16 protein-coding genes and 1 pseudogene are annotated in these 18,469 nt (G+C 71.9%); 14 read left to right on the top strand and 3 right to left on the bottom strand.

The window, feature by feature from the left end; genetic code table 11:
• The first annotated feature begins 24 nt into the window (after nt 1-24).
• The 6 genes and pseudogenes from ABD811_RS28400 (at nt 25) to ABD811_RS28375 (ending at nt 6,639) form a co-directional block, all read left to right on the top strand.
• A complete protein-coding gene (locus ABD811_RS28400; protein WP_344953832.1) occupies nt 25-1,425 on the top strand; it encodes an SDR family NAD(P)-dependent oxidoreductase in 1,401 nt (466 codons plus the stop codon).
• Nucleotides 1,425-2,573 carry a leucine-rich repeat domain-containing protein gene (locus tag ABD811_RS28395; RefSeq protein ID WP_344953829.1) on the top strand — a complete coding sequence of 383 codons (1,149 nt, stop codon included), beginning with the start codon at nt 1,425-1,427 and terminating at the stop codon, nt 2,571-2,573. The genes ABD811_RS28400 and ABD811_RS28395 overlap by 1 nt, the downstream gene beginning before the upstream one ends.
• Nucleotides 2,570-4,366: an ankyrin repeat domain-containing protein gene (locus ABD811_RS28390; RefSeq protein ID WP_344953827.1), complete on the top strand. Its 1,797-nt coding sequence runs from the start codon at nt 2,570-2,572 to the stop codon at nt 4,364-4,366. The genes ABD811_RS28395 and ABD811_RS28390 overlap by 4 nt, the downstream gene beginning before the upstream one ends.
• Nucleotides 4,363-4,851, top strand: a pseudogene (locus ABD811_RS28385) (AAA family ATPase); the annotation flags it as partial. The gene ABD811_RS28390 and the pseudogene ABD811_RS28385, both read left to right, overlap by 4 nt.
• Nucleotides 4,852-5,017: 166 nt before the next feature.
• Nucleotides 5,018-5,449, top strand: coding sequence for a hypothetical protein (locus tag ABD811_RS28380; protein ID WP_344953922.1), 432 nt, complete (start codon nt 5,018-5,020; stop codon nt 5,447-5,449).
• Nucleotides 5,449-6,639, top strand: coding sequence for a vWA domain-containing protein (locus tag ABD811_RS28375; RefSeq protein ID WP_344953915.1), 1,191 nt, complete (start codon nt 5,449-5,451; stop codon nt 6,637-6,639). The genes ABD811_RS28380 and ABD811_RS28375 overlap by 1 nt, the downstream gene beginning before the upstream one ends.
• 8 nt (nt 6,640-6,647) lie before the next feature.
• Here ABD811_RS28375 and ABD811_RS28370 read toward each other — a convergent pair whose 3' ends face one another.
• Together ABD811_RS28370 and ABD811_RS28365 are read right to left on the bottom strand one after the other, a co-directional pair.
• Entirely contained in the window at nt 6,648-7,592 is a 945-nt protein-coding gene (locus ABD811_RS28370) for an alpha/beta hydrolase (protein WP_344953824.1), read from the bottom strand.
• A gap of 280 nt (nt 7,593-7,872) precedes the next feature.
• Nucleotides 7,873-8,373 (bottom strand): ATP-binding protein, encoded by a 501-nt coding sequence (locus ABD811_RS28365; RefSeq protein ID WP_344953822.1) that lies wholly within the window; start codon nt 8,371-8,373, stop codon nt 7,873-7,875.
• 440 nt (nt 8,374-8,813) lie between these two features.
• On the opposite strand from ABD811_RS28365, the gene ABD811_RS28360 reads away from it, so the two are divergent.
• Together ABD811_RS28360 and ABD811_RS28355 are read left to right on the top strand one after the other, a co-directional pair.
• Nucleotides 8,814-9,827, top strand: a complete 1,014-nt coding sequence (locus ABD811_RS28360; protein ID WP_344953820.1) for a hypothetical protein — start codon at nt 8,814-8,816, stop codon at nt 9,825-9,827.
• Nucleotides 9,828-10,050: 223 nt separating this feature from the next.
• Nucleotides 10,051-11,787: a GMC oxidoreductase gene (locus tag ABD811_RS28355; protein ID WP_344953818.1), complete on the top strand. Its 1,737-nt coding sequence runs from the start codon at nt 10,051-10,053 to the stop codon at nt 11,785-11,787.
• Between the two features lie 19 nt (nt 11,788-11,806).
• On the opposite strand, the gene ABD811_RS28350 is transcribed toward ABD811_RS28355, so the two are convergent.
• Nucleotides 11,807-12,346 (bottom strand): TNT domain-containing protein, encoded by a 540-nt coding sequence (locus tag ABD811_RS28350; RefSeq protein WP_344953813.1) that lies wholly within the window; start codon nt 12,344-12,346, stop codon nt 11,807-11,809.
• 975 nt (nt 12,347-13,321) lie between these two features.
• Here ABD811_RS28350 and ABD811_RS28345 point away from each other — a divergent pair.
• The 6 genes from ABD811_RS28345 (at nt 13,322) to ABD811_RS28320 (ending at nt 18,454) form a co-directional block, all read left to right on the top strand.
• A complete protein-coding gene (locus tag ABD811_RS28345) occupies nt 13,322-13,732 on the top strand; it encodes a hypothetical protein (protein ID WP_344953810.1) in 411 nt (136 codons plus the stop codon).
• 117 nt (nt 13,733-13,849) lie between these two features.
• Entirely contained in the window at nt 13,850-14,065 is a 216-nt protein-coding gene (locus ABD811_RS28340) for a hypothetical protein (protein WP_344953807.1), read from the top strand.
• Nucleotides 14,066-14,118: 53 nt separating this feature from the next.
• Nucleotides 14,119-14,820: an SMI1/KNR4 family protein gene (locus ABD811_RS28335; RefSeq protein ID WP_344953804.1), complete on the top strand. Its 702-nt coding sequence runs from the start codon at nt 14,119-14,121 to the stop codon at nt 14,818-14,820.
• Between the two features lie 370 nt (nt 14,821-15,190).
• Nucleotides 15,191-15,328 (top strand): hypothetical protein, encoded by a 138-nt coding sequence (locus ABD811_RS28330; protein ID WP_344953801.1) that lies wholly within the window; start codon nt 15,191-15,193, stop codon nt 15,326-15,328.
• A gap of 920 nt (nt 15,329-16,248) precedes the next feature.
• On the top strand, nt 16,249-17,952 hold the full coding sequence (locus ABD811_RS28325; protein WP_344953798.1) for a sigma-70 region 4 domain-containing protein: 1,704 nt from the start codon (nt 16,249-16,251) through the stop codon (nt 17,950-17,952).
• 1 nt (nt 17,953) lies between these two features.
• A complete protein-coding gene (locus tag ABD811_RS28320) occupies nt 17,954-18,454 on the top strand; it encodes a tyrosine-type recombinase/integrase (RefSeq protein ID WP_344953795.1) in 501 nt (166 codons plus the stop codon).
• Nucleotides 18,455-18,469: the final 15 nt, after the last annotated feature.

Genomic DNA, 18,469 nt, shown 5'->3' with positions numbered 1-18,469 from the left:
TTCGTCCGTGGGGGAGCCAGCGCGGTGGCGTCGACCGAATCCGAGCCGACACAGGCCGACATCGACACGTGCCTGCGGGTGCTGGAGCACGCGGCCTCGGCGGACCCCGACGATCCGCGTTGGCTGCACGTCCGGCGCGCCGTCGGCAACGCGTACCGGGCGGGCAAGAAGGCGCGCAAGGCGGCGCGGCGCGAGGAGCGGCGGCGGCACGACAGGGAGGCCCTGGCCGCGTCCGAACGTCACCGCGAGCAGAACCCCGCGCCCGAGCCCGCACCCGAGGCCGCACCCGGCCCCACGCTCGGCCCCGCGCGTGGGCAAGCGCCGCGGCGGCTGATCGGCGCGCGGCGCTGCTACGTCTGCAAGACGCCCTACCGGCAGGTGCATCCGCAGTACCACATGATGTGCCCGCCGTGCGGGCAGGAGAACGCCGTCCGCCGGCACGCCCGCGCCGACCTGCGCGGACGCCGCGCACTGGTCACCGGCGGACGGGTGAAGATCGGCTTCCACACGGCGCTGAAGCTGCTGCGCGACGGCGCCGAGGTGCTGGTGACCACCCGGTTCCCCCGGGACGCGGCGCGCCGGTTCGCCGCCGTGGCCGACGCGCACGACTGGCTCGACCGCCTGCACGTCCACGGCGTCGACCTCCTCGATCTGCCCGCCGTGGCCGACCTCGTCGACCTGGCGCACCGGCGGTTCGACCACCTCGACATCCTGGTCAACAACGCCGCCCAGACGATCCGCCGCCCGCCCGCCTACCACCGCGAGGTGCGCGCCGCCGAGGACCGTGCGCTGACCGGCGGCGCCGCGCGCGTCACCGTCTCCGGTGCGGCCCGTCCCGCGCTCACCGCCGGGCAGGCCCTGGAGGCGCTGCCGGACGCGGGCTGGGAGGCGCTGTTCCCGGCCGGGCGGACGGACGAGACCGGCCAGCCGCTCGACCTGCGCGACCGCAACAGTTGGGTGCTGCGGCTGGAGGAGGTGCCGCCCGGGGAATGGCTGGAGGTGCACGTGGTGAACGCCTTCGTGCCGTTCCTGCTGACCTCCCGGCTGCGCGGCCTGATGGAGGCGTCCCCGCACCCGGACCGGTACGTGGTGCAGGTGTCGGCGATGGAGGGCAGCTTCTCGCGGCCGTACAAGTCCGTCCGGCATCCGCACACCAACATGGCCAAGGCGGCGCTGAACATGATGACCCGGACGTCGGCCGCCGACTACGCCGCGTCCGGCATCTACATGAACAGTGTGGACACCGGTTGGGTCACCGACGAGCGGCCCCATCCCAGCCGGACGGCGCAGCGCGCGCTTGGGTTCCGCCCCCCGCTGGACGTCATCGACGGGGCCGCCCGCGTGTACGACCCCATCGTGCGGGGCGTGCGCGGCGAACCCGTCCATGGACTGTTCCTCAAGGACTACCGCCCAGTGGAGTGGTGATGACTGAGCCCGAGACACAGCCCACCCCGGTGCGTTGCCCCGCCATCGAACACCCCGACGTCCCGGCGGCCGACCCGGCCGCCCTGGAACCGCTGCTGGTACGCCTGGGCGACGCGGCCGCGGTCGACGCCGACGAGACGTTCCCCCTGGGCACGCTACGTCCGGACGGTCGTGTCGACCTGTGCAAGCAGGGCCTGGGTGCGCAGGGGACCGCGCGCCTCCTGCCGGTGGCCGCCGCGTCGCCGCACGCCGTGCACCTGCTGCTGGGCACCAACGCCATGGGGAACGACGGCGCGCGTGCCATCGCCCAAGCGCTCGTCCCCGGGCACGGCGTCGAAACGCTCTACATGGGCTGCAACCGCATCGACGGCGAGGGTGTCGCCATGCTCGCCGAACGGCTGGCGGACGACGACACGGTGCGGGCCGTGTGGTTCAAGCGCAACCCCGTCCGTGACGAGGGTGTGCGCGCGCTCGCGGCCATGCTCCGCCGCAACACGACGATCCGCACCCTCGACCTGGTCAACACAGGCATCACCGTGGACGGGCTGCGCGTGCTGCTGGACGCGCTGGCAGAACGTCCGCAACCGGTGGAACGCCTCTTCCTCGGGGGCAATGGCTTCGCCGCCGACGCGGCGCCCCTACTGGCCTCCCTCATACGCGACGCGGGCGTGCGCGAACTGTACGTCTCGTCGAGCCACCTGGGGGACGCGGGCGCCGCCGCCCTGGCCGGGGCGGCAGACCCGACTCGTCCCGTACGGCTCGGGCTGGGCGGCAACGGGATCGGCCCTGACGGCGCGCGCGCTCTGGCAGACGCCCTCGACGGCATCGAAACGCTCGACCTGGGGCGTCCACGTTCGCAACGCGCGCTGGGCGCACCCGCCAACGCCACCGGCGACGAAGGCGCCTCCGCGCTGGCCGACGCCCTCCCCGGCAGCCCCCTGCGCACGCTCGACCTGGCCCACTCCGGCATCACCGGACGCGGCGCCAAGGCACTGCTGGCCCGGGCAAGCGGCAACGCGACGCGCCTGGAGCGGGTGCGGCTCGGCCCCAACGTTCCGCGCCGCGTCAAGCGCGCGCTGAACGCGCTGATGCGTCCCCTGACCCCGGCCCATTCCGACATTCAGCTGATCGGGAGCGTCTATCGGTGAGCAAGCGCGACACCCCCGTCCAGCCGAAACCGGGCACCAACGCGTGCGCACCGTTCGACCGTGAACGCGCGGGCATGTGGGCGCGGACCCGCCGGTACGCGGTGCCGCGCTGGATGATCGAGGAGGCTGCGGAACGGCGCCTGGCCGGGGACTGGCGGGGCGCCTGCGCCGCCGCCGGCGTCGACGTCGCCTTCGACCTCGCCGAGGTGGCCCGCCAGGACGGCCCGGCCATCGCCGAGGCGCTGGAGGACGACCTGCGGCACCTCGCGCCCGACCTGCTGCGCTGGCACCTGCCCCGCCTTGAGCCGCAGTGGAGCACGCAGACGATGATCACGCCCCGCCGCGTGATCGTGCTGCGCGCCTACGACCGGCCGCGGCTGCGCGCCACCCTGCAGATCGTCACCCCCGAGGGCGTCGGCGGGCAACGGCTGACGCTGCGGTTCGGCTCCGTGGCCGTCGGCACCGCGAAGACCTCGCGGACCGAGCTCGACTGGTCGGCGGCGCGCCACGTCTGGGACGTGCGGCACGCGCACGAACTCCTCGCCCGGCACGGCGGCCTGGACCGCGCCCCGTTCTTCAACGCCGACGGCACCCCGCGCCGCCCGGACCAACTGCCCACCGAGAACCCGGGCCCGGACGATCCCGTCCGCCTCGCCGAATGGATCACGCTGCTGCACGACCGCGGCGAGGTCGAACGGGCGTTCGTCGCCGCGAACGTCGCCCTGGAGATCGACGAGGCCCGCCGCCACGGTGTCGATCTGCTGGACGCGCTGCGCTCCAGCGTGCTGGCCCTCCACCGGCTGCGTCCCGAACTGCGGCGACTCGCCCGCGAGGGCATCGTCCGGAACTGGCACGTTCCGATCGGCGAGCAGGTCACGCACTGGGTGCTGCGCTACTTCGTCGCGACGGTGGAACAGACCGACGACCCGACGTGCCCCGGCGACGGCCTGCGCCTCACCCTCCACCGCGAGATGAGTCCCGCCGAGCGCCGGCGGCAGGGCCGCCCCGCCGTCGCCACCGTCCCGCTGCCCGATGTGTACTGGCGACGCCTGCCCGACCTGGAGCTGCTGCGCGCCGGACGGCTCACCCCCGACGACCTGCACCCGCTGGTGCGTTCGGCGCTGTTCCCGGCACGGGACGCGCCCCGCGACGGCCGCCCGATCGGCCCGCCCGACCCCGGGCCGCCTCCGGTCATCCGCGTCCGCTGCCGAGGCGTGTGGCACAGGGTGTCGTACCAGGGTGGGGTCCTGCACACGCACGACCACACCGAGGAGGAACGGCGGCGCGAGCAGGCGCTCAAGGCGTTCGGCGGCAAGGTTGTCGGCTGCTTCGCCGTCCGGCAGGGCTGGACGTCCACCGGACGGATGCCACGCGCCCTGCGCGTCCAGCGCAACGAGCTGTTCCACAGGATGCGGCACGGTGACACCCCCGGCGTGCTGCGCATGCTCGACCTCGGCCACGACCCGCACGCCCGCGACGGCGAAGGAACCACGCTCCTGCACCTGATCGGCCACGTCGACCACCGGCTGCTGCTGCCGCGCCTGCTGGCGGCCGGCCTCGACCTGGAGGCGTCCGACGAACGCGGCCACACCCCGCTGTTCCGCGCCGTCGCCTGGGGCGCCTCGGCGGACGTCGTCCGGGCCCTGGTGGACGCCGGGGCGCGCACCGACGTCCACGGCTACGTCTACCCGGGGGGCGACGTGAACCTCGCCGAGCTGATCGACATCCGCAGGCGTCGCGACCTGGACTTCCTCAAGGTGCGGATCGCCGCACAGGGGGAGAGGAACACATGACCGCCACCACCGACGAACCCACCAGCGGTCACGACGCCCTGGCCGTGGCCGACGAGCTCAACCGGCGTGCCGGGGCGTGGCGCACCGAACCCGCCCAGGACCACCGGTTCGAGGCGCTGGTGCTCGCGGTCACCGCGAACCTGCCCGTCCTGCTGTGGGGGGAACCGGGCATCGGCAAGTCCGCCGGGATGCGCCAGGTCGCCGACGGCCTCGGCGTCCCCCTGGAGACGGTGATCGCCAGCGTGCACGAGCCGTCCGACTTCGCCGGGCTGCCGATCGTCGGCGACGACCCGGCGGTCACCGGCGTGCCGATGGCGCCGCCGGACTGGGCGGTGCGCGTCGCCCGCGCCGGACGCGGCCTGGTGTTCTTCGACGAGCTGTCGTCCGCGCCGCCCGCCGTCCAGGCGGCCCTGTTGCGCGTGGTGCTGGAACGCCGCGTCGGCAGCCTGACCCTGCCCGAGCCGGTGCGCGTCGTCGCGGCCGCCAACCCGCCGTCCAGCGCCGCCGACGGCTGGCACCTGAGCCCGCCGCTGGCCAACCGGTTCGTCCACCTGCACTGGACGCACGACCCGCGGACGGTGGCGCGCGGCATGGCGGGCACCTGGCCGCAGGTCTCCGTCCCCAAGATCGAGCCCGCCCCGCAGCTGGGAGATGGTGCTGCGGCTGCTGGCGACCGGATACGCCACCGGCGCCGGACGCGAGGCGCTGTCGGCCGTCGTCGTCGGCGCCGTCGGCGAGGGCGCGGGCCTGGAACTGCTGTCCTACCTGGAGAACCTCGACCTGCCCGACCCCGACCGCGTGCTGGCCGACCCGGACGCGTTCGCGCTGCCCGACCGCGGCGACCGGCAGCTGGCGTTCCTGACCTCGGTGGTCGCGGCCGTCCAGGGACGGCTCACGCAGAGCCGCTGGGAGGCGGGCTGGACGGTGCTGGCCAAGGCGGTCGACGCGGGCGTCCCGGACGTCGCGGCGCGCGCGGCGGTCGACCTGGCCGCCCTGCGCGACGTCGACTGGCCCGTGCCCAGCGGCATCGACGCGTTCGTCGACCTGCTGCAACTGTCGGGCGCGCTCACCGGCGACCGCTGATGACCGGGCACGCACCCGATCTGGACCGGACGAAACTGCTGGCCGCCCGGTTCCGCGCCGCGTCCGAACGCCCCTACCTGGCGTCCGCGCTGTACTCGCTGTCGGTCGTCCCGACCACCACCGTGCCGACGATGGGCGTCGACCGGTACTGGCGCTGCTACGTGTCGCCCGCGTTCGTCGACGCCACCCCCGTGGAGGAGCTGGCGGGCGTGTGGATCCACGAGGCCGCGCACCTGCTGCGCGACCACCACGGCCGCGCCGACCTGCTGGCGCCGGGGCTGCGCCGCGACCGGCTGCGCGTCAACATCGCCCAGGACTGCGAGATCAACGACGACCTGATCGCCGACGGGCTGAGCCTGCCCGCCGGACGCGTCACGCCCGCCACCTACGACCTGCCGCCCGGACGGCTGTTCGAGGAGTACCTGTCCGGCGTGCCCGCCTCCGGCGGGGCGCTCGACTGCGGATCGGGCGCCCACGGCGAGCCCGCCCCGTGGGACCTCGGCGACACCGACGGCAACGCCGCGCGCGTCACCGAGGCCGAGGCCAAGGCGATCCGCAGGCACACCGCCGAGGCCATGCGCGCCCACCACCGCGGCCGCGGCAACCTCCCCGCCGGATGGCGGCGCTGGGCCGAACAGGTGCTGGAACCGACCGTCGACTGGCGGCGCGTGCTGGCCGGGGCCGTCCGCGAGGCGCTGTCATGGGCGAGCGGCGCCGCCGACTACACCTACCACCGCCCGTCCCGCCGCGGCCCGGCCCTGCGCGGCGTCGTCCTGCCGAGCCTGCGCCGCCCGCTGCCGCGCGTCGCCGTCGTCATCGACACCTCCGGCTCGATGGGCGACGACGCGCTGGCCACCGCGCTCGCCGAGGTCACCGGGGTGCTGCGCGAGGTGGGCGTGCGCGGCGACCGCGTCACCGTGCTCAGCGTCGACGCCGACGTGCAGGCCGCGTCCCGGGTCACCACAGCCGACCAGATCGAGCTGAAGGGCGGCGGCGGCACCGACATGCGCGTCGGGATCCGCCGGGCCCTGGACGCGCCGCACCCGCCCAGCGTCGTCATCGTCCTCACCGACGGCTACACGCCCTGGCCGGACGAGCCCGCCACGTGCCGGCTGATCGCGGTGCTCATCGGCGCGGGCGGCCCGGAGCCGCCGTCCTGGGCCGAGACGATCCGCGTGCCGACGACCTGAGCGCGAGGTCAGACCTTCTTGGCGCCGATCGCCTTCATCATCGCCGGCCACACGGACGACGCCTCGCGACGCCACGCGGGCCAGTTGTGCCGCCCGTCGCCGTAGATGTGCGCCGTGTAGGGAATGCGCAGCGCGTCCAGCCGCTTGCGGAAGTCCTTGTTGTTGGCGCCGATGGCGATCTCGCTGAGCAGGCCGATGTCCCAGGGCGCCACGTCGGGGTCGCCGGGCCCGGGACGACCGGTCGTCCCGGCGGAGAAGAACAGCCCGGTGCCGCGCAGCTTGGGCGCGAGCTCGTACGGGTCGTGCGCGGCCCAGTTCGCGTCGTCGGCATAGGGAATGCCCCAGATGGCGAACGGGTCCTGCCCGTTGCCCGCGTTGGTGAGCACCAGCATCACCGGCATACCGGGTGAACGCATGGACAGCACACCACTCAGGGACGCCACGTACTTGAACATGCCGGGGTGACGTCCCGCGTAGGTCATCGCGCCGCCGCCGCCGGAGGAGTTCCCGATCACGGCGCGCGCGCCACCGGCCCGGTAGTTGCGCTCCATGAGCTGCCGGACCTCAAGGGTGTGGAACGTCTCCCACCTGGGCGTACCGCCCTTGCCGTAGTTGTACCAGTCGGTGTACGAGCCGTCCGCCCCCTCCGGCATGACGACCATGACGTTGTACTTCCGCGCCCACGACTCGATGTCGGTGTTGCGCGTCCAGGACGTGTAGTCGTCCTGGCCGCCGTGGTACGCGTACACGACCGGCCACGTCGTGCTGGCGTTGCGCGACCAGTTCTTCGGCAGCAGCAGCCGCGCCTTGACCGACTTCCCGAGCGCGGGGGAGTTGATGGTGACGTCCATCTCGTAGGTGCCGCGCCGCGATTCGGCGGTGACGCGCGCACCGTCGTCCGCACGCACCTGTGCCTGGGCCGTGCCGGGGGCGCCCGCGACGATTCCCGCCAACGTCGCCGTGGCGACCGCTCCAGCAGCCGCCCGACCCCGCCAAGTGCTCACGGCCCGGCGACGGACGGAGCGTGTCATGTGTCCCCCACTCGCAACGCTGCGCGCTCCCCAGACGGCCGCGCGTCTCCCGGGGGTGAGTGTCCACGCTCAAGACGATCAGAACTATGGGCTCCGGTGACAAGAAACCATCCCGCCACTGAGCCGTCGTGAGTCCCTTTGCGGCACCTGCGCGCAGACGCTTTTGCCACTCCCCTTCGGCGTCGTCGGGAGGCGAGCGGCGTCAGGCGTTGATGACGAACCAGAGGAGCGTCTCGGTGGGGGTCTGCTCCAGGCCCCATTCTTCGGCGAGGCTGTCGATGACGATCAGCCCGCGGCCATGGTCGGCCGGGTGCCGGCACGAGGGGTCGGCGTCCCCGGCCGGTGAGCGGGCGGCCTCGGGGGCCGCGGGGCGGTTCGGCTGGAACGATCCCGGCCGGAAGGGCGCGTCGTCCCCGTCCTCGGCCCCGGACGCGTGACCCGGGCGCCGCGCGGGGCCCTCGTCGCGGACCTCGACGCGCAGCCGCCGGCCGTCCGTGGCCACGCCGATCTGCACCACCCCGGTGCCGTGCAGGACGGCGTTGGCGACGGCCTCGGCGGTCATCAGCTCGATGTCGTCCAGCGCCGCCGGATCGCCCACCACCTTGGCGGCGCGTTCCCGGACGAGCCTGCGGGCGGCCCGTCCCTGCCGTGCGCCCTCGGTGAGGGCCAGCCGGTCGCCGAGGGCGTCCATCGCGGCGGTCATGGCGTCACTGCCGGTAGGGGCCGCCGCGCGGCGGAGTGCGGGAGGTCCCGCGTCCGTCGGGCCGGGGCCGGGTTCGTCCTGCCGAGCATCACGTGATCACCATTCCGCGGTCGGGTGCGCACCGCAATCATTCCCCTGCGCTGAGTGATGGGCAATGTGGCGCGCACACCGATGTTGACCTGATGTGGACACGCCTGCAAACCTTGCGCCCACGGGGCGTCATTCGGGTGCCGAGTTGCTCAATCCGGCACACATATCCACGACAATCTCCGTCATTCACGCAGATTCAACGGCCAGACGCTTGTGCCAACATCGCTATCACGGGCGGTGTCCACCGGTTGGCGGTATGTATTCCTTCCGTGTCGACGGCCGGACGGACGCCGCCCGCCGGTTTCACCCCGGCTCCCCACTGTGGTGAGCCCCGCCCCCGGAGGTGCGCCGTGACAGCGGTACTGCTCGCATGCGCCGCCCAGGTCGTCTACATCGTCGCGTTCGTCTTGTTCAAAAGAGCCACAGGCGCGATGTCTCCGCTGACGGGACGCCGCCCCCTGCCGGTGCTGACGCAGGCGGCGGGCAGCGCGCTGTGGCTGCTGGGCCTGCTGCTGCTCGTCGCGGGGTTCGCCATGGGTGACGTCGCGCTGCTCAGCCTCCCGCTGGTGGCCGCGTTGCCCGCCTACGGGTTCGGCCTGGCCCTCGTGCTGTTCGTGGGGCACCGGTGGTTCGGCGAGCGTTTCGCCGGACGGGAATGGCTGGGGGTGGCCCTCACGGTCACCGGGATGCTCCTGGCGGCGGCGTCCGTCGTCCTCGAGACGCGCGCAGCGGCCTTCGCCCTCCCCGGCAGGGACGAGGCACTGGCCGCGCCGGACGCGCCCTGGTGGACGGTCGCGGTGGTCGTGGTGCCGTCGCTCGTCATCCCGCTGTGGATGTTCAGCGTGGGCGACCGCGCCGTCCAAGGACGCCACGCCCGCCGCCTGACCGGAATCGCCTACGGCGTGGGCGCCGGCGTGCTCCTGGGGACGGCCGAGGTCTTCGGCCTGGGCACGGCCCTGATGCTTGCCGACGGACGCCTCGGCGTGCACCGCACCCCTCATCCCTACCTGTTCCTGCTCGCCGGGCTGCTCGGCCTGGGGCTGCTGTCGATCGGGCTGCAACGCTGCCGGCTGGGCGTGTTCGTCACCGTCCTCACGCTGACGGCGAAGATTCACCTGCTGCTGTCGGCGACCCTCATCTTCGGGGAGCCCTGGCCCCAGGACCGTGCCCTCTTCCTGCTGCGTGCCGCCGCGGTGGTGTCGGCCGTACTGGCAGTGCTGACGTTCCCCAGGCACGAACGGCGCCGCGCCCGTACGCCCTCCATGCCACGCCAGACGAACCGCATCGAGTGGCCCGCGAGCGGACGCCCGGCCTGGCCGGGCCAAGCGCGCGCGGTCAACGTACAAGTTCCGTATGAGGGCTGACATCCGAAGCGTGCACCCAAACGTCGAACAAACACCTTGAGCAAGGCCCTCGATTCCGCCCCTCCACTGGGCGCCCTTTCGGATGGCCCGTTAGCCGGCATTTATCACGCTGCTCACAGTTCTCACCCATAGTTGCCACCTTTTCTGCGTGGTGCGCGGCACCGCGACAGGCCGATAGTCGGAGACCGTGTTCTGGCTTCAGGGTGTACTCGGGAGGTTGCCCATGGCGGCTGACCCCGGCGGCTTCGACGTCGACGTGGTCGTGATCGGATCGGGGTTCGGCGGCAGCGTGTCGGCGCTACGGCTGACCGAGAAGGGCTACCGGGTCGCCGTCCTGGAGGCCGGGCGGCGTTACGACGAGTCCACCCTGCCCAAGACCTCCTGGCGTCTGCGACGGTACGTGTGGGCGCCACGCCTCGGCATGCGCGGCATCCAGCGAATGCACCTGGTGCGGGGCAAGGCCGGGGTGCTCGTGCTGGCCGGTGCCGGGGTCGGCGGCGGCTCGCTCGTATACGCCAACACCCTCTACCAGCCGCCCCGCCCGTTCTTCACCGACCGCCAGTGGGGACACATCACCGACTGGCAGGACGAACTCCAGCCGTTCTACGACCAGGCCCGCCGAATGCTAGGCGTCACCCTCAACCCCCTGGTCACCCCAGCGGACGAGGCGATGCGCCGCGTCGCCGAACGGATGGGCGTGGGCGACACCTACCACCCGACCCCCGTCGGGGTGTTCTTCGGTGACGCGCACACCAAGCCGGGGGAGGAGACCGAAGACCCCTACTTCGGAGGCGCCGGCCCCCGGCGCAGCGCATGCACGGCCTGCGGCGGCTGCATGGTCGGCTGCAAGGTGGGCGCGAAGAACACCCTCACCAAGAACTACCTCTACCTGGCCGAGCGCGCCGGCGCCGAAATCGTCCCCGACACCACCGTCACGGCTGTCCTCCCCCGGCCGGACGGCGGCTACGACATACAGGCCGTCCGCTCCGGGGCGCTCCCCGGCCGCCGCCAGGTGCGACTCACCGCGCAACACGTCGTCTTCGCCGCCGGAACGTACGGAACCCAACGGCTGCTCCACCGCATGCGGGCGAAGGGCGCTCTTCCCCACCTGTCCCCACGCCTGGGTGAACTGACCCGCACCAACTCCGAAGCGCTCCTGGGCGTGGAACGCCTGACCCTGCGGCACCGCTCCGAGGACGTCGACCACAGCACCGGCCTGGCCATCACCTCGTCCTTCCACCCCGACGAGCACACGCACGTCGAACCGACGCGCTACGGGCCGGGCCAGAACCTCATGGGGCTCATCCGGACCCTTCTCATCGACGGCGGCGGCCGCATCCCGCGCTGGGCGAAGTTCCTGGGCCATGCCGTACGGCGACCCGACGTCGTACTACGCGGCCTCTCCCTACGGGACTGGTCACGGCGCACCATCATCGCCCTCGTCATGCAGACCGCCGACAACTCCATCACCGTCACCGAACGCCGCACCCTCCTAGGCCGCCGCCTGACGGCCCGCCAAGGCATCGGCGAACCCAACCCCACCTGGATCCCCGTCGCGCACAAGGCCGTGCGGCTGCTGGCAGAAGAACTCGACGCCACCCCTGGCGGCACGTGGTTCGACCTGTTCAACATCCCGACCACCGCCCACTTCATCGGAGGCTGCGTCATCGGCGACTCCCCCGAGACAGGGGTCATCGACCCGTACCACCGCGTCTACGGGCACCCGGGCCTGCACGTCGTCGACGGGTCCGCCGTGACGGCGAACCTGGGCGTCAACCCGTCACTCACCATCACCGCCCAGGCCGAACGCGCCATGAGCTTCTGGCCCAACCGCGGCGACGCCGACCCGCGCCCCCCGCTGGGGACCCCCTACCGCCGCGTCCAAAGCGTCCCGCCGCGCAGCCCCGCCGTCCCACCCGACGCCCCAGCCGCCCTCACCCTGCCGAAGCCACCGACATGACGGGCCGCGCGGCGAACACCTAGTGAGCGACGACCATCGAACCGTCGGCGAGCAACTCGGCGATGGAGCGCTCGAAGATGTACGCGGTGCCGCCCCCGGGCTGCTCGAAGGACGGCAGCGTCACGCCCATCAGCACCTTCAGCGGCCGCTGCAACCGGAACGCCTGGTAGGGACGGTTAGCCCAGTCCGGTGGCAGTGACCGCTGCGGCACGGGCGTGCCTGCGGTGAACGCCACGTTCCCGCTGTTGTCGCCGTAGCGATCGACCGTCGTCCCCGGAGGAAGCTCGATCATCTGCCGGTTACGGAACAGATTGAGTGGGGGCTCACCCGGAAGCGGCTCGATCGACCCGTCCTTACGCTTGCGCCCACGCTTGAACAGCAGACCGCCGACGAGATACGTCGCCGCCTGCTCAGGGGCGTCGAACATGGCGTGCCTGCGGCGCTCCCCATGACGCGATTGGAAAACCGCCCACCGACCGCCCTCCGGCACCATGCACCAGGCGCCGTCCACGACCTCGCCGATCCGGTACGCGCCGGAGTCCACACCCAGTTCCTTCAAGCGCCGCTTCACCTCTGCCGCCCACTCTTCCGGCGGTGCGGGCTGCGGAGGTACGGGCTGCGGAGGTACGGGCGCGTGAGGCGGTGGCATTGGGGGCGCCCCAGGAAACGGCGCCGGCCCACCCGGGAAAGGCTGTCCGTACCCCTGCGGCCACGCGGGCGCGGGCGGAACGGGCGGAGGCCCAGCGAAAGGCATTGCACCCGGCCCGTACGCCCCCGGCGCCCCCTGGAACGGCCCCGGATACGGTGCCGGAGGCGGCCCCGGCTGGGGCGGCCCAGGAGGAGGCAGCGGCGCGGGCGGATCCGGCTCCCGCTGACCCGTCGCGATTTCGATCGCCACATCCATCGTGGCGTCGTCCACCTCAGCCGGTTGGAAGTTCCGCGCCCGAATGTGATGGACCAGTTCGGGCTGCGGCGGAATGCCGTGCTCCTTGAGGTAGTAGTAGACGGCCCCCGCCCACACCCACGTCCCGTCGGTGTGGAAGACCAGGGGCACCTCGTCGCCCCGGGACGGATCGACCTGGTCCGGCGCGTACGACCGCGCCGCCATGACCACCTTTCCGTTCCGCAGGTACTGCACTACCCGCTCGACCTCGTGCTCTGGCACGGGAGGCCGCGACACCGACGGCCGCTTCCCGTTACCCGCACCTTCGTCGAACACCCGCGCCAGATGCATGCCCCCAGAACATACACACCGAACGCACCCCGAAATGCCCGAACGCCACGCCCCAAATCCCAAGCATCCCTGCCTAACCAGCGCAAACAACCCAAAACCCCAGGACGGTAGCCACCAAGAGCTCGGCAGCACCGCCGCCCGCGAAGACACCCAGGCGGCCTCATCGAACAGCTCACCAACGAGACCACCGCCGCCAGCATCGCCGAGGAGCTGACCGCCCCGCCGCCATCACCAACCACACCCAGGCTTTCCCGGACCACTGAATTGATCCGTCAGCGGCCGGCGCACCGTTCCATTGGTATGGGAATCCTGCTGCGTCTACTCACAGCCGCGGGCCTGGCGGCCGACGCCTACGTCCACTGGCAGTTCGCACCGGACATGGCCCCCGGCCCTGGCGGCAGCGACGGCACCATCCCCGGCGACGACCTTTTCCGAGCCCAAGCCGTCCTCGCCGCGGTATCAGGCGTCCTCGTCCTCGCCTGGGCCCGCAAATGGACGTACGCGGTCGCCTTCCTCGTCGCCGGAAGCGCCGTCGGCGCCCTCCTCCTCTACTACTACGTGGACGTCGGCCAACTCGGCCCCATCCCCGCCATGCACGACCCCGCCTGGTACACCGAGAAAACAATCAGCCTCATAGGCGAAGGAATAGCCACCCTGGCCGCCGCCACAGCCTTCCTGACCACCCCCCGCCCCTCCCAAGAGCACCCCTAGCCCCTCGTCTTCATCCATCCGCCTCGGCCCGCAGACCGGCTCAAAACGCCCTATGTGCCGTCGCGGTTCCAAGGTCGCCTGCTTGTAGGCGCCCGTCCGGAATACGACCACCTCCTGGTGGAGGAGGAGTTGGCGGCCCGTCCCGCCCGCGAGCGGCCGTTCACCGCGCTGTTCGAGGCGCTGCACGGCTTGCTGCGCGCCGTCGCCGAGGGCGATCCCGCTGACGCCGCGCGGTTCCGCCGGGTCCTGCGGGTCGTGGAGGGGACCCCCGCGCTGGCCGCGGCGCAGATGGCCCGGCTCACCGCGACCAGCCCTTCGCGCCGACCGACGTGAACGCGTCGCCGTCACCTCGTGAGGTCGGACGGCCCTGGGATATCGTGCCGACCGTGACGCCCTCTGACTGGTCGGATGTAGGTGAACGGCTCGCGCGCCTGGCCGCTGACACAGACGCGGGCAACGTCTTCGGGGCGGAGAGTCACGGATGGCGCCTTGAGCCGCCGCTGAGCGCCGCCGAGATTAGAGAGATCGAGGAGCAGTTGCGGGTGGAGCTGCCTGGCGAGTATCGATCGTTCCTCTTGGAGGCAGGCAGAGGAGGGGCAGGACCCGCGTATGGCCTCTTCCCGGTCCGTCGCGTGGATGGGCGATGGCGCTGGGAGGGCGACGGCGCCGATCTGACCGATCTCGACACGCTGGCAGACCCCTTTCCGCACACTGAGGCGTTCAACCCGGCCGACGCGTTGCCTGACCCGCCCGACGAAGAGGACTACAGTTCGCTGGAGGCCTTCAACGCGGCCGAGGACGCCTACTGGGAGAAGCACGACGAGGTCGTCTACCGTCCTGAGCATTCGATTGGGCTTCTCTACCTGTGTCACCTGGGCTGTGCAAATCGCGAGGCGCTCGTCGTCAGCGGCCCGGCTCGGGGCCAGATGTGGGCTGATGACACCGCTGACGGCTGCGGTTTCCGGCCGCTGCTCGACACCGACGGGACGCCGATGGGATTCGCCCGGTGGTACCGCCAGTGGCTCGACAACGCCGAAGCCCAGCTATCCCATGGCCTTGACCGTCCCGCCTCACAAGTAGAGGCGTAAGGGAAACCACCAACAGCCCGTCTCGGTCACCCGGTACTCGAATAAGAGCAATGGCCACCGGGTTCAGCCAGGCGTTGTACGCGGCATCCGAAGCCGATCCCGCCCGCAACCCCCACCAGCGGCCGACGCCACCGCAGCGACCGGCATACCGCCGCGTTGCGACATCCATCCAACCGCATGCTCGGAAAGCTCCCCCACTGCCTGCAAACCCGCCACACCCATAACGCGACCCAAGACGTTCCCAGGGCCGACACCGGCTGCCGCTCGACGTGCATCCGAACCGCGGCCCAGGAGTGGGCCATGATGTTCCGCGGCCAGTGTTGGAGAGGCGGGCCATGCCGAAGGTCCCCAAGCGGTATCGGGCTGGCGGGTGCAGCGCGGCGAGACGTTGATCGGCACGCTGTATCTGGCGGACGTCGATCAGCCATGGTTCGTCTGCCGATTCGAACCCGGCGACGGCTGGGAGACCGCGCGGGCGTTGTTCGAGGCTCAAGCAGACGTCCTCTGAGCCGGCTTCCCGCCCGAGGGCGCCAAGGTCTTCCGCGCCGTCACGGAACCCGGGCTTGAGCTGGTCCCGATCGCAGGCGGCCAGCCCATCTAGCCCTGGATGATCATTCTGTGTGACGGGCGTCCACGATTCCGGACCTGATCCTCAGCAACAACGCAAGACCGCAGGCCCATCTCTCGCAAGGCGACCACGCCACCTAGCTTCATCCAAGGTCTCATCCAGCGGGCCGGCGATCGTCCTCTACGGGCGTCGGCTGCGCTGGCACTCGTCCCCTCTGCCGTGCTCGGGCCTCGCGCAGATGCTCAGGGCGCATGGTCAGCCTGAGTTGGCGGCGGATTTTGCGGTCGGGTCCTGTACGCGTGTAGTCGGCGCCGACCACCGTGACCCGTTCGCCCACCGGCGGCCAGTCCTGTCGGGCAAGTCCCACCAGCGAGACGTCGACCACGCCGACTTCTCCGGACGGAACCCGAACGCGCAGGCCGTAGTGCATGTGGGCGACTACTTCCCCCTCGACGACAGCCCACTTGGCCAACTCTTCGTACACCTCAGGCCCCCTCCAGGGCAGGCAATGCCGCCTCTCGTCGACCAACACGAGTCCTGGTCCTTCCGGCAGCGACACAGAGCTCTCATTCGCGAGCGGTGGGCGCTGGGCTCATCCGGCCGAAACCGACGACACCAAGTGCATCATCCCGCTATCCGCCTCGCGCATCACCCCCGAGAAAGCAGACCGAACGCACAGACACTGGCAGAACCGGCAAGGCCTCCCCGTCCCGTATCGACAGCCCCTGGAACCGGACAACCTTCGTCGAAGCGGGGCCGTATCCGCCAAGTTGCCGGGTTGAACTCAACGCGGCGCATATGACGGCCATCTCAATCCAGCCGTTACCGGCCGGTGCGCACAATGCGGACGGAGGTGCCCGATGCGGATGGTCGACCGCGAGCACTACGCCAACCTTCTGCGGCTCGCGTACCTGGTGCTGGACGACGGCGACGCCCCACTCATGCGCGCCCGTCGCGTCGCCGCCGCCGCGACCCGGGTGCGGCACGGCGGTTACCCGGCCATGCGGGCACGGCTCGTCGCGATCCTGCTGACCGAGCCGCCCACCGGGCGGCACCGGCTGCACCGCCTTGTCTTCGAGCCCGCGCGGACCCCGCCGGGGCCGGTCCAGGCGGCGCTGCTGGAACTGTCGCCGCACGAGCGGCTCGCCTACCTGCTGCGCCGCAACGGCCTCACCGCACCCGAGGTCGCCGCCGAGCTGGGCGTCCACATCCGGGTCGACTTCCGGGACGTCGACCGGGCCACCGCCGCCGTGGACGGCCGGACGGGACTGGACGAGGCCGCGCAGCGGGCCGAGATCGAGGCGTTCGAACCCGACCTCGTCCGGCTCCGCCCGCCACCCGCCGGCCCGCCCGCCTGGCGCACCGCCGTGGCGGCCGTGCTCGCGGGGGCGCTGCTGGTGGTCGCCGGGTTCGTCCTCACCCGGCCGGACGAGGGGGCCGGCGAGCCCTCCGCGATCGACCCGCGCGCGTGGCGGACGACCGGCACGCCCACCATCAACGAATGGCCCGCCCAGGGCGGGCTGCGACACGACGCGAGGCTGCTGCGCCGGGCCGCCGACGCCTGGCGGGCCGACCGCCGCGACCCGCCGATCGGCCGCGTCGTCGTCCTGTACGCCGGGATGGTGGACGGCGCGTCCCTCGTCGTGCTGCGCGACTCTCCCGGGCCGAGGGAGACGCCCAGCGTGGCGCAGTACTTCGAGCGGCGCCTGTCACGCGGCGTGGAGTCGGTCGGCAGGCTCGGGACGGGCGCGGGGCAACTGATCATGCTGGGCATGACGTGGCGCTACCTCGTCCCGCCATGGCTGGAGGACGTGCGGGCGGCGGTGCCGTCCGAACGCTCTCCGGACTGGCTGCCGGTGACGGTCCGGGACGGGCTGAGCGATCCGCTGCCGTGGCACTGGTTCACACCGCGCTGCCAGAACTACGTGGTTTTCCAGATGACGTTCCGACCGGCCACTGGCGGGCGGCAACATACGGTCACGCAGCTCGCCTCGAACAACCCGCGGTCCCCGGCGCCGCGGGTGTGGTTCCGCGACCCGCCGGAACAAAAGGAGCGGTTCCGCTGGGCGGCGCTGCACGCCGTCGCCTGCGAGTCGGCGATGACGCTGAGCGAGTCGGGCGACCTGCTGCTGGGCCACCTGTGGAGCGGCGAGTTGCCTGACGGCGGCGACCGGGCAACGCTGCTGACCGTTGACGCGTCCTCGCCGCGGGGCGCCCCGGGCATCTCGATCCTGATCTCCGACGATGGACGGGCACTGTCCGAGCGGGGCAGGACGAACAGCGACACCACCTCCTCAGCAGGGACGATGGCCGCCGTCCTGTGGTGGCGGTCGCCCCAGCGCTGGCATCTGGTGGCGGCGGCGGGTCCGAGCGTCGTACGACTGAAGACGGTCGGTGAACTGGGCTCACACGAGAAGGGCCAGGACCGGCCGGGCGGGACGCCGCTGCTGGTGGTACCGGGCCCACGCGCCGGCGGCACACCCCCGGAAACGGCCCGCCTCCCGGTCGTCCAGGTCGTGGCCTACGAACGGGACGGCGACCGCACAGTTCTCAGCCCTCCATGAAATGACCGAGCCCAACCCGGAAGCGGGGGCCACGCAGCGGGCCGCCCTTGGAGTCGCTCAGACCCTTCAGTGGGTCGGGGGAGCGCTGCGGTTCGTCCGTCCCAAGACAGGCGACTCCGAGCGAACCATTCCGCTGCCGCTCGTCTGCATCACGGCCCTGTGCGAGCACAAGGTGAGGCAGGCGGCCGAACGGGCCGACGCTTGGGATGACTGGGAAGACCACGGCCTCGTCTTCCCGTCTCGGCGCGGCACGCCTATGGAGCCGGACAACCTTCGCCGTAGCTGGGGCCGCGTCCGCGCTGCCGCCGGCCTGGAGTCGATGCGCTTCCACGACATGCGGCACACCTGCGTCTCGCTGCTGCTGCACCTGGGCATCGCCCCGAACGTCGTCCGGGACATCGTCGGGCACAGCGACATCGGGGTCACGATGACGATCTACGCTCACACCTCGCTCGATGACAAGCGGGCGGCGCTGCGGAAGCTGGGGGATGCCCTCGGCTAGGGACGTTGCCGTCAG

The organism is Actinomadura miaoliensis, assembly GCF_039536785.1.
Lineage (GTDB): Bacteria > Actinomycetota > Actinomycetes > Streptosporangiales > Streptosporangiaceae > Spirillospora > Spirillospora miaoliensis.
Note: the sequence above shows the minus strand (reverse complement) of the source record. Positions and strands in the feature narration are given on the sequence as shown.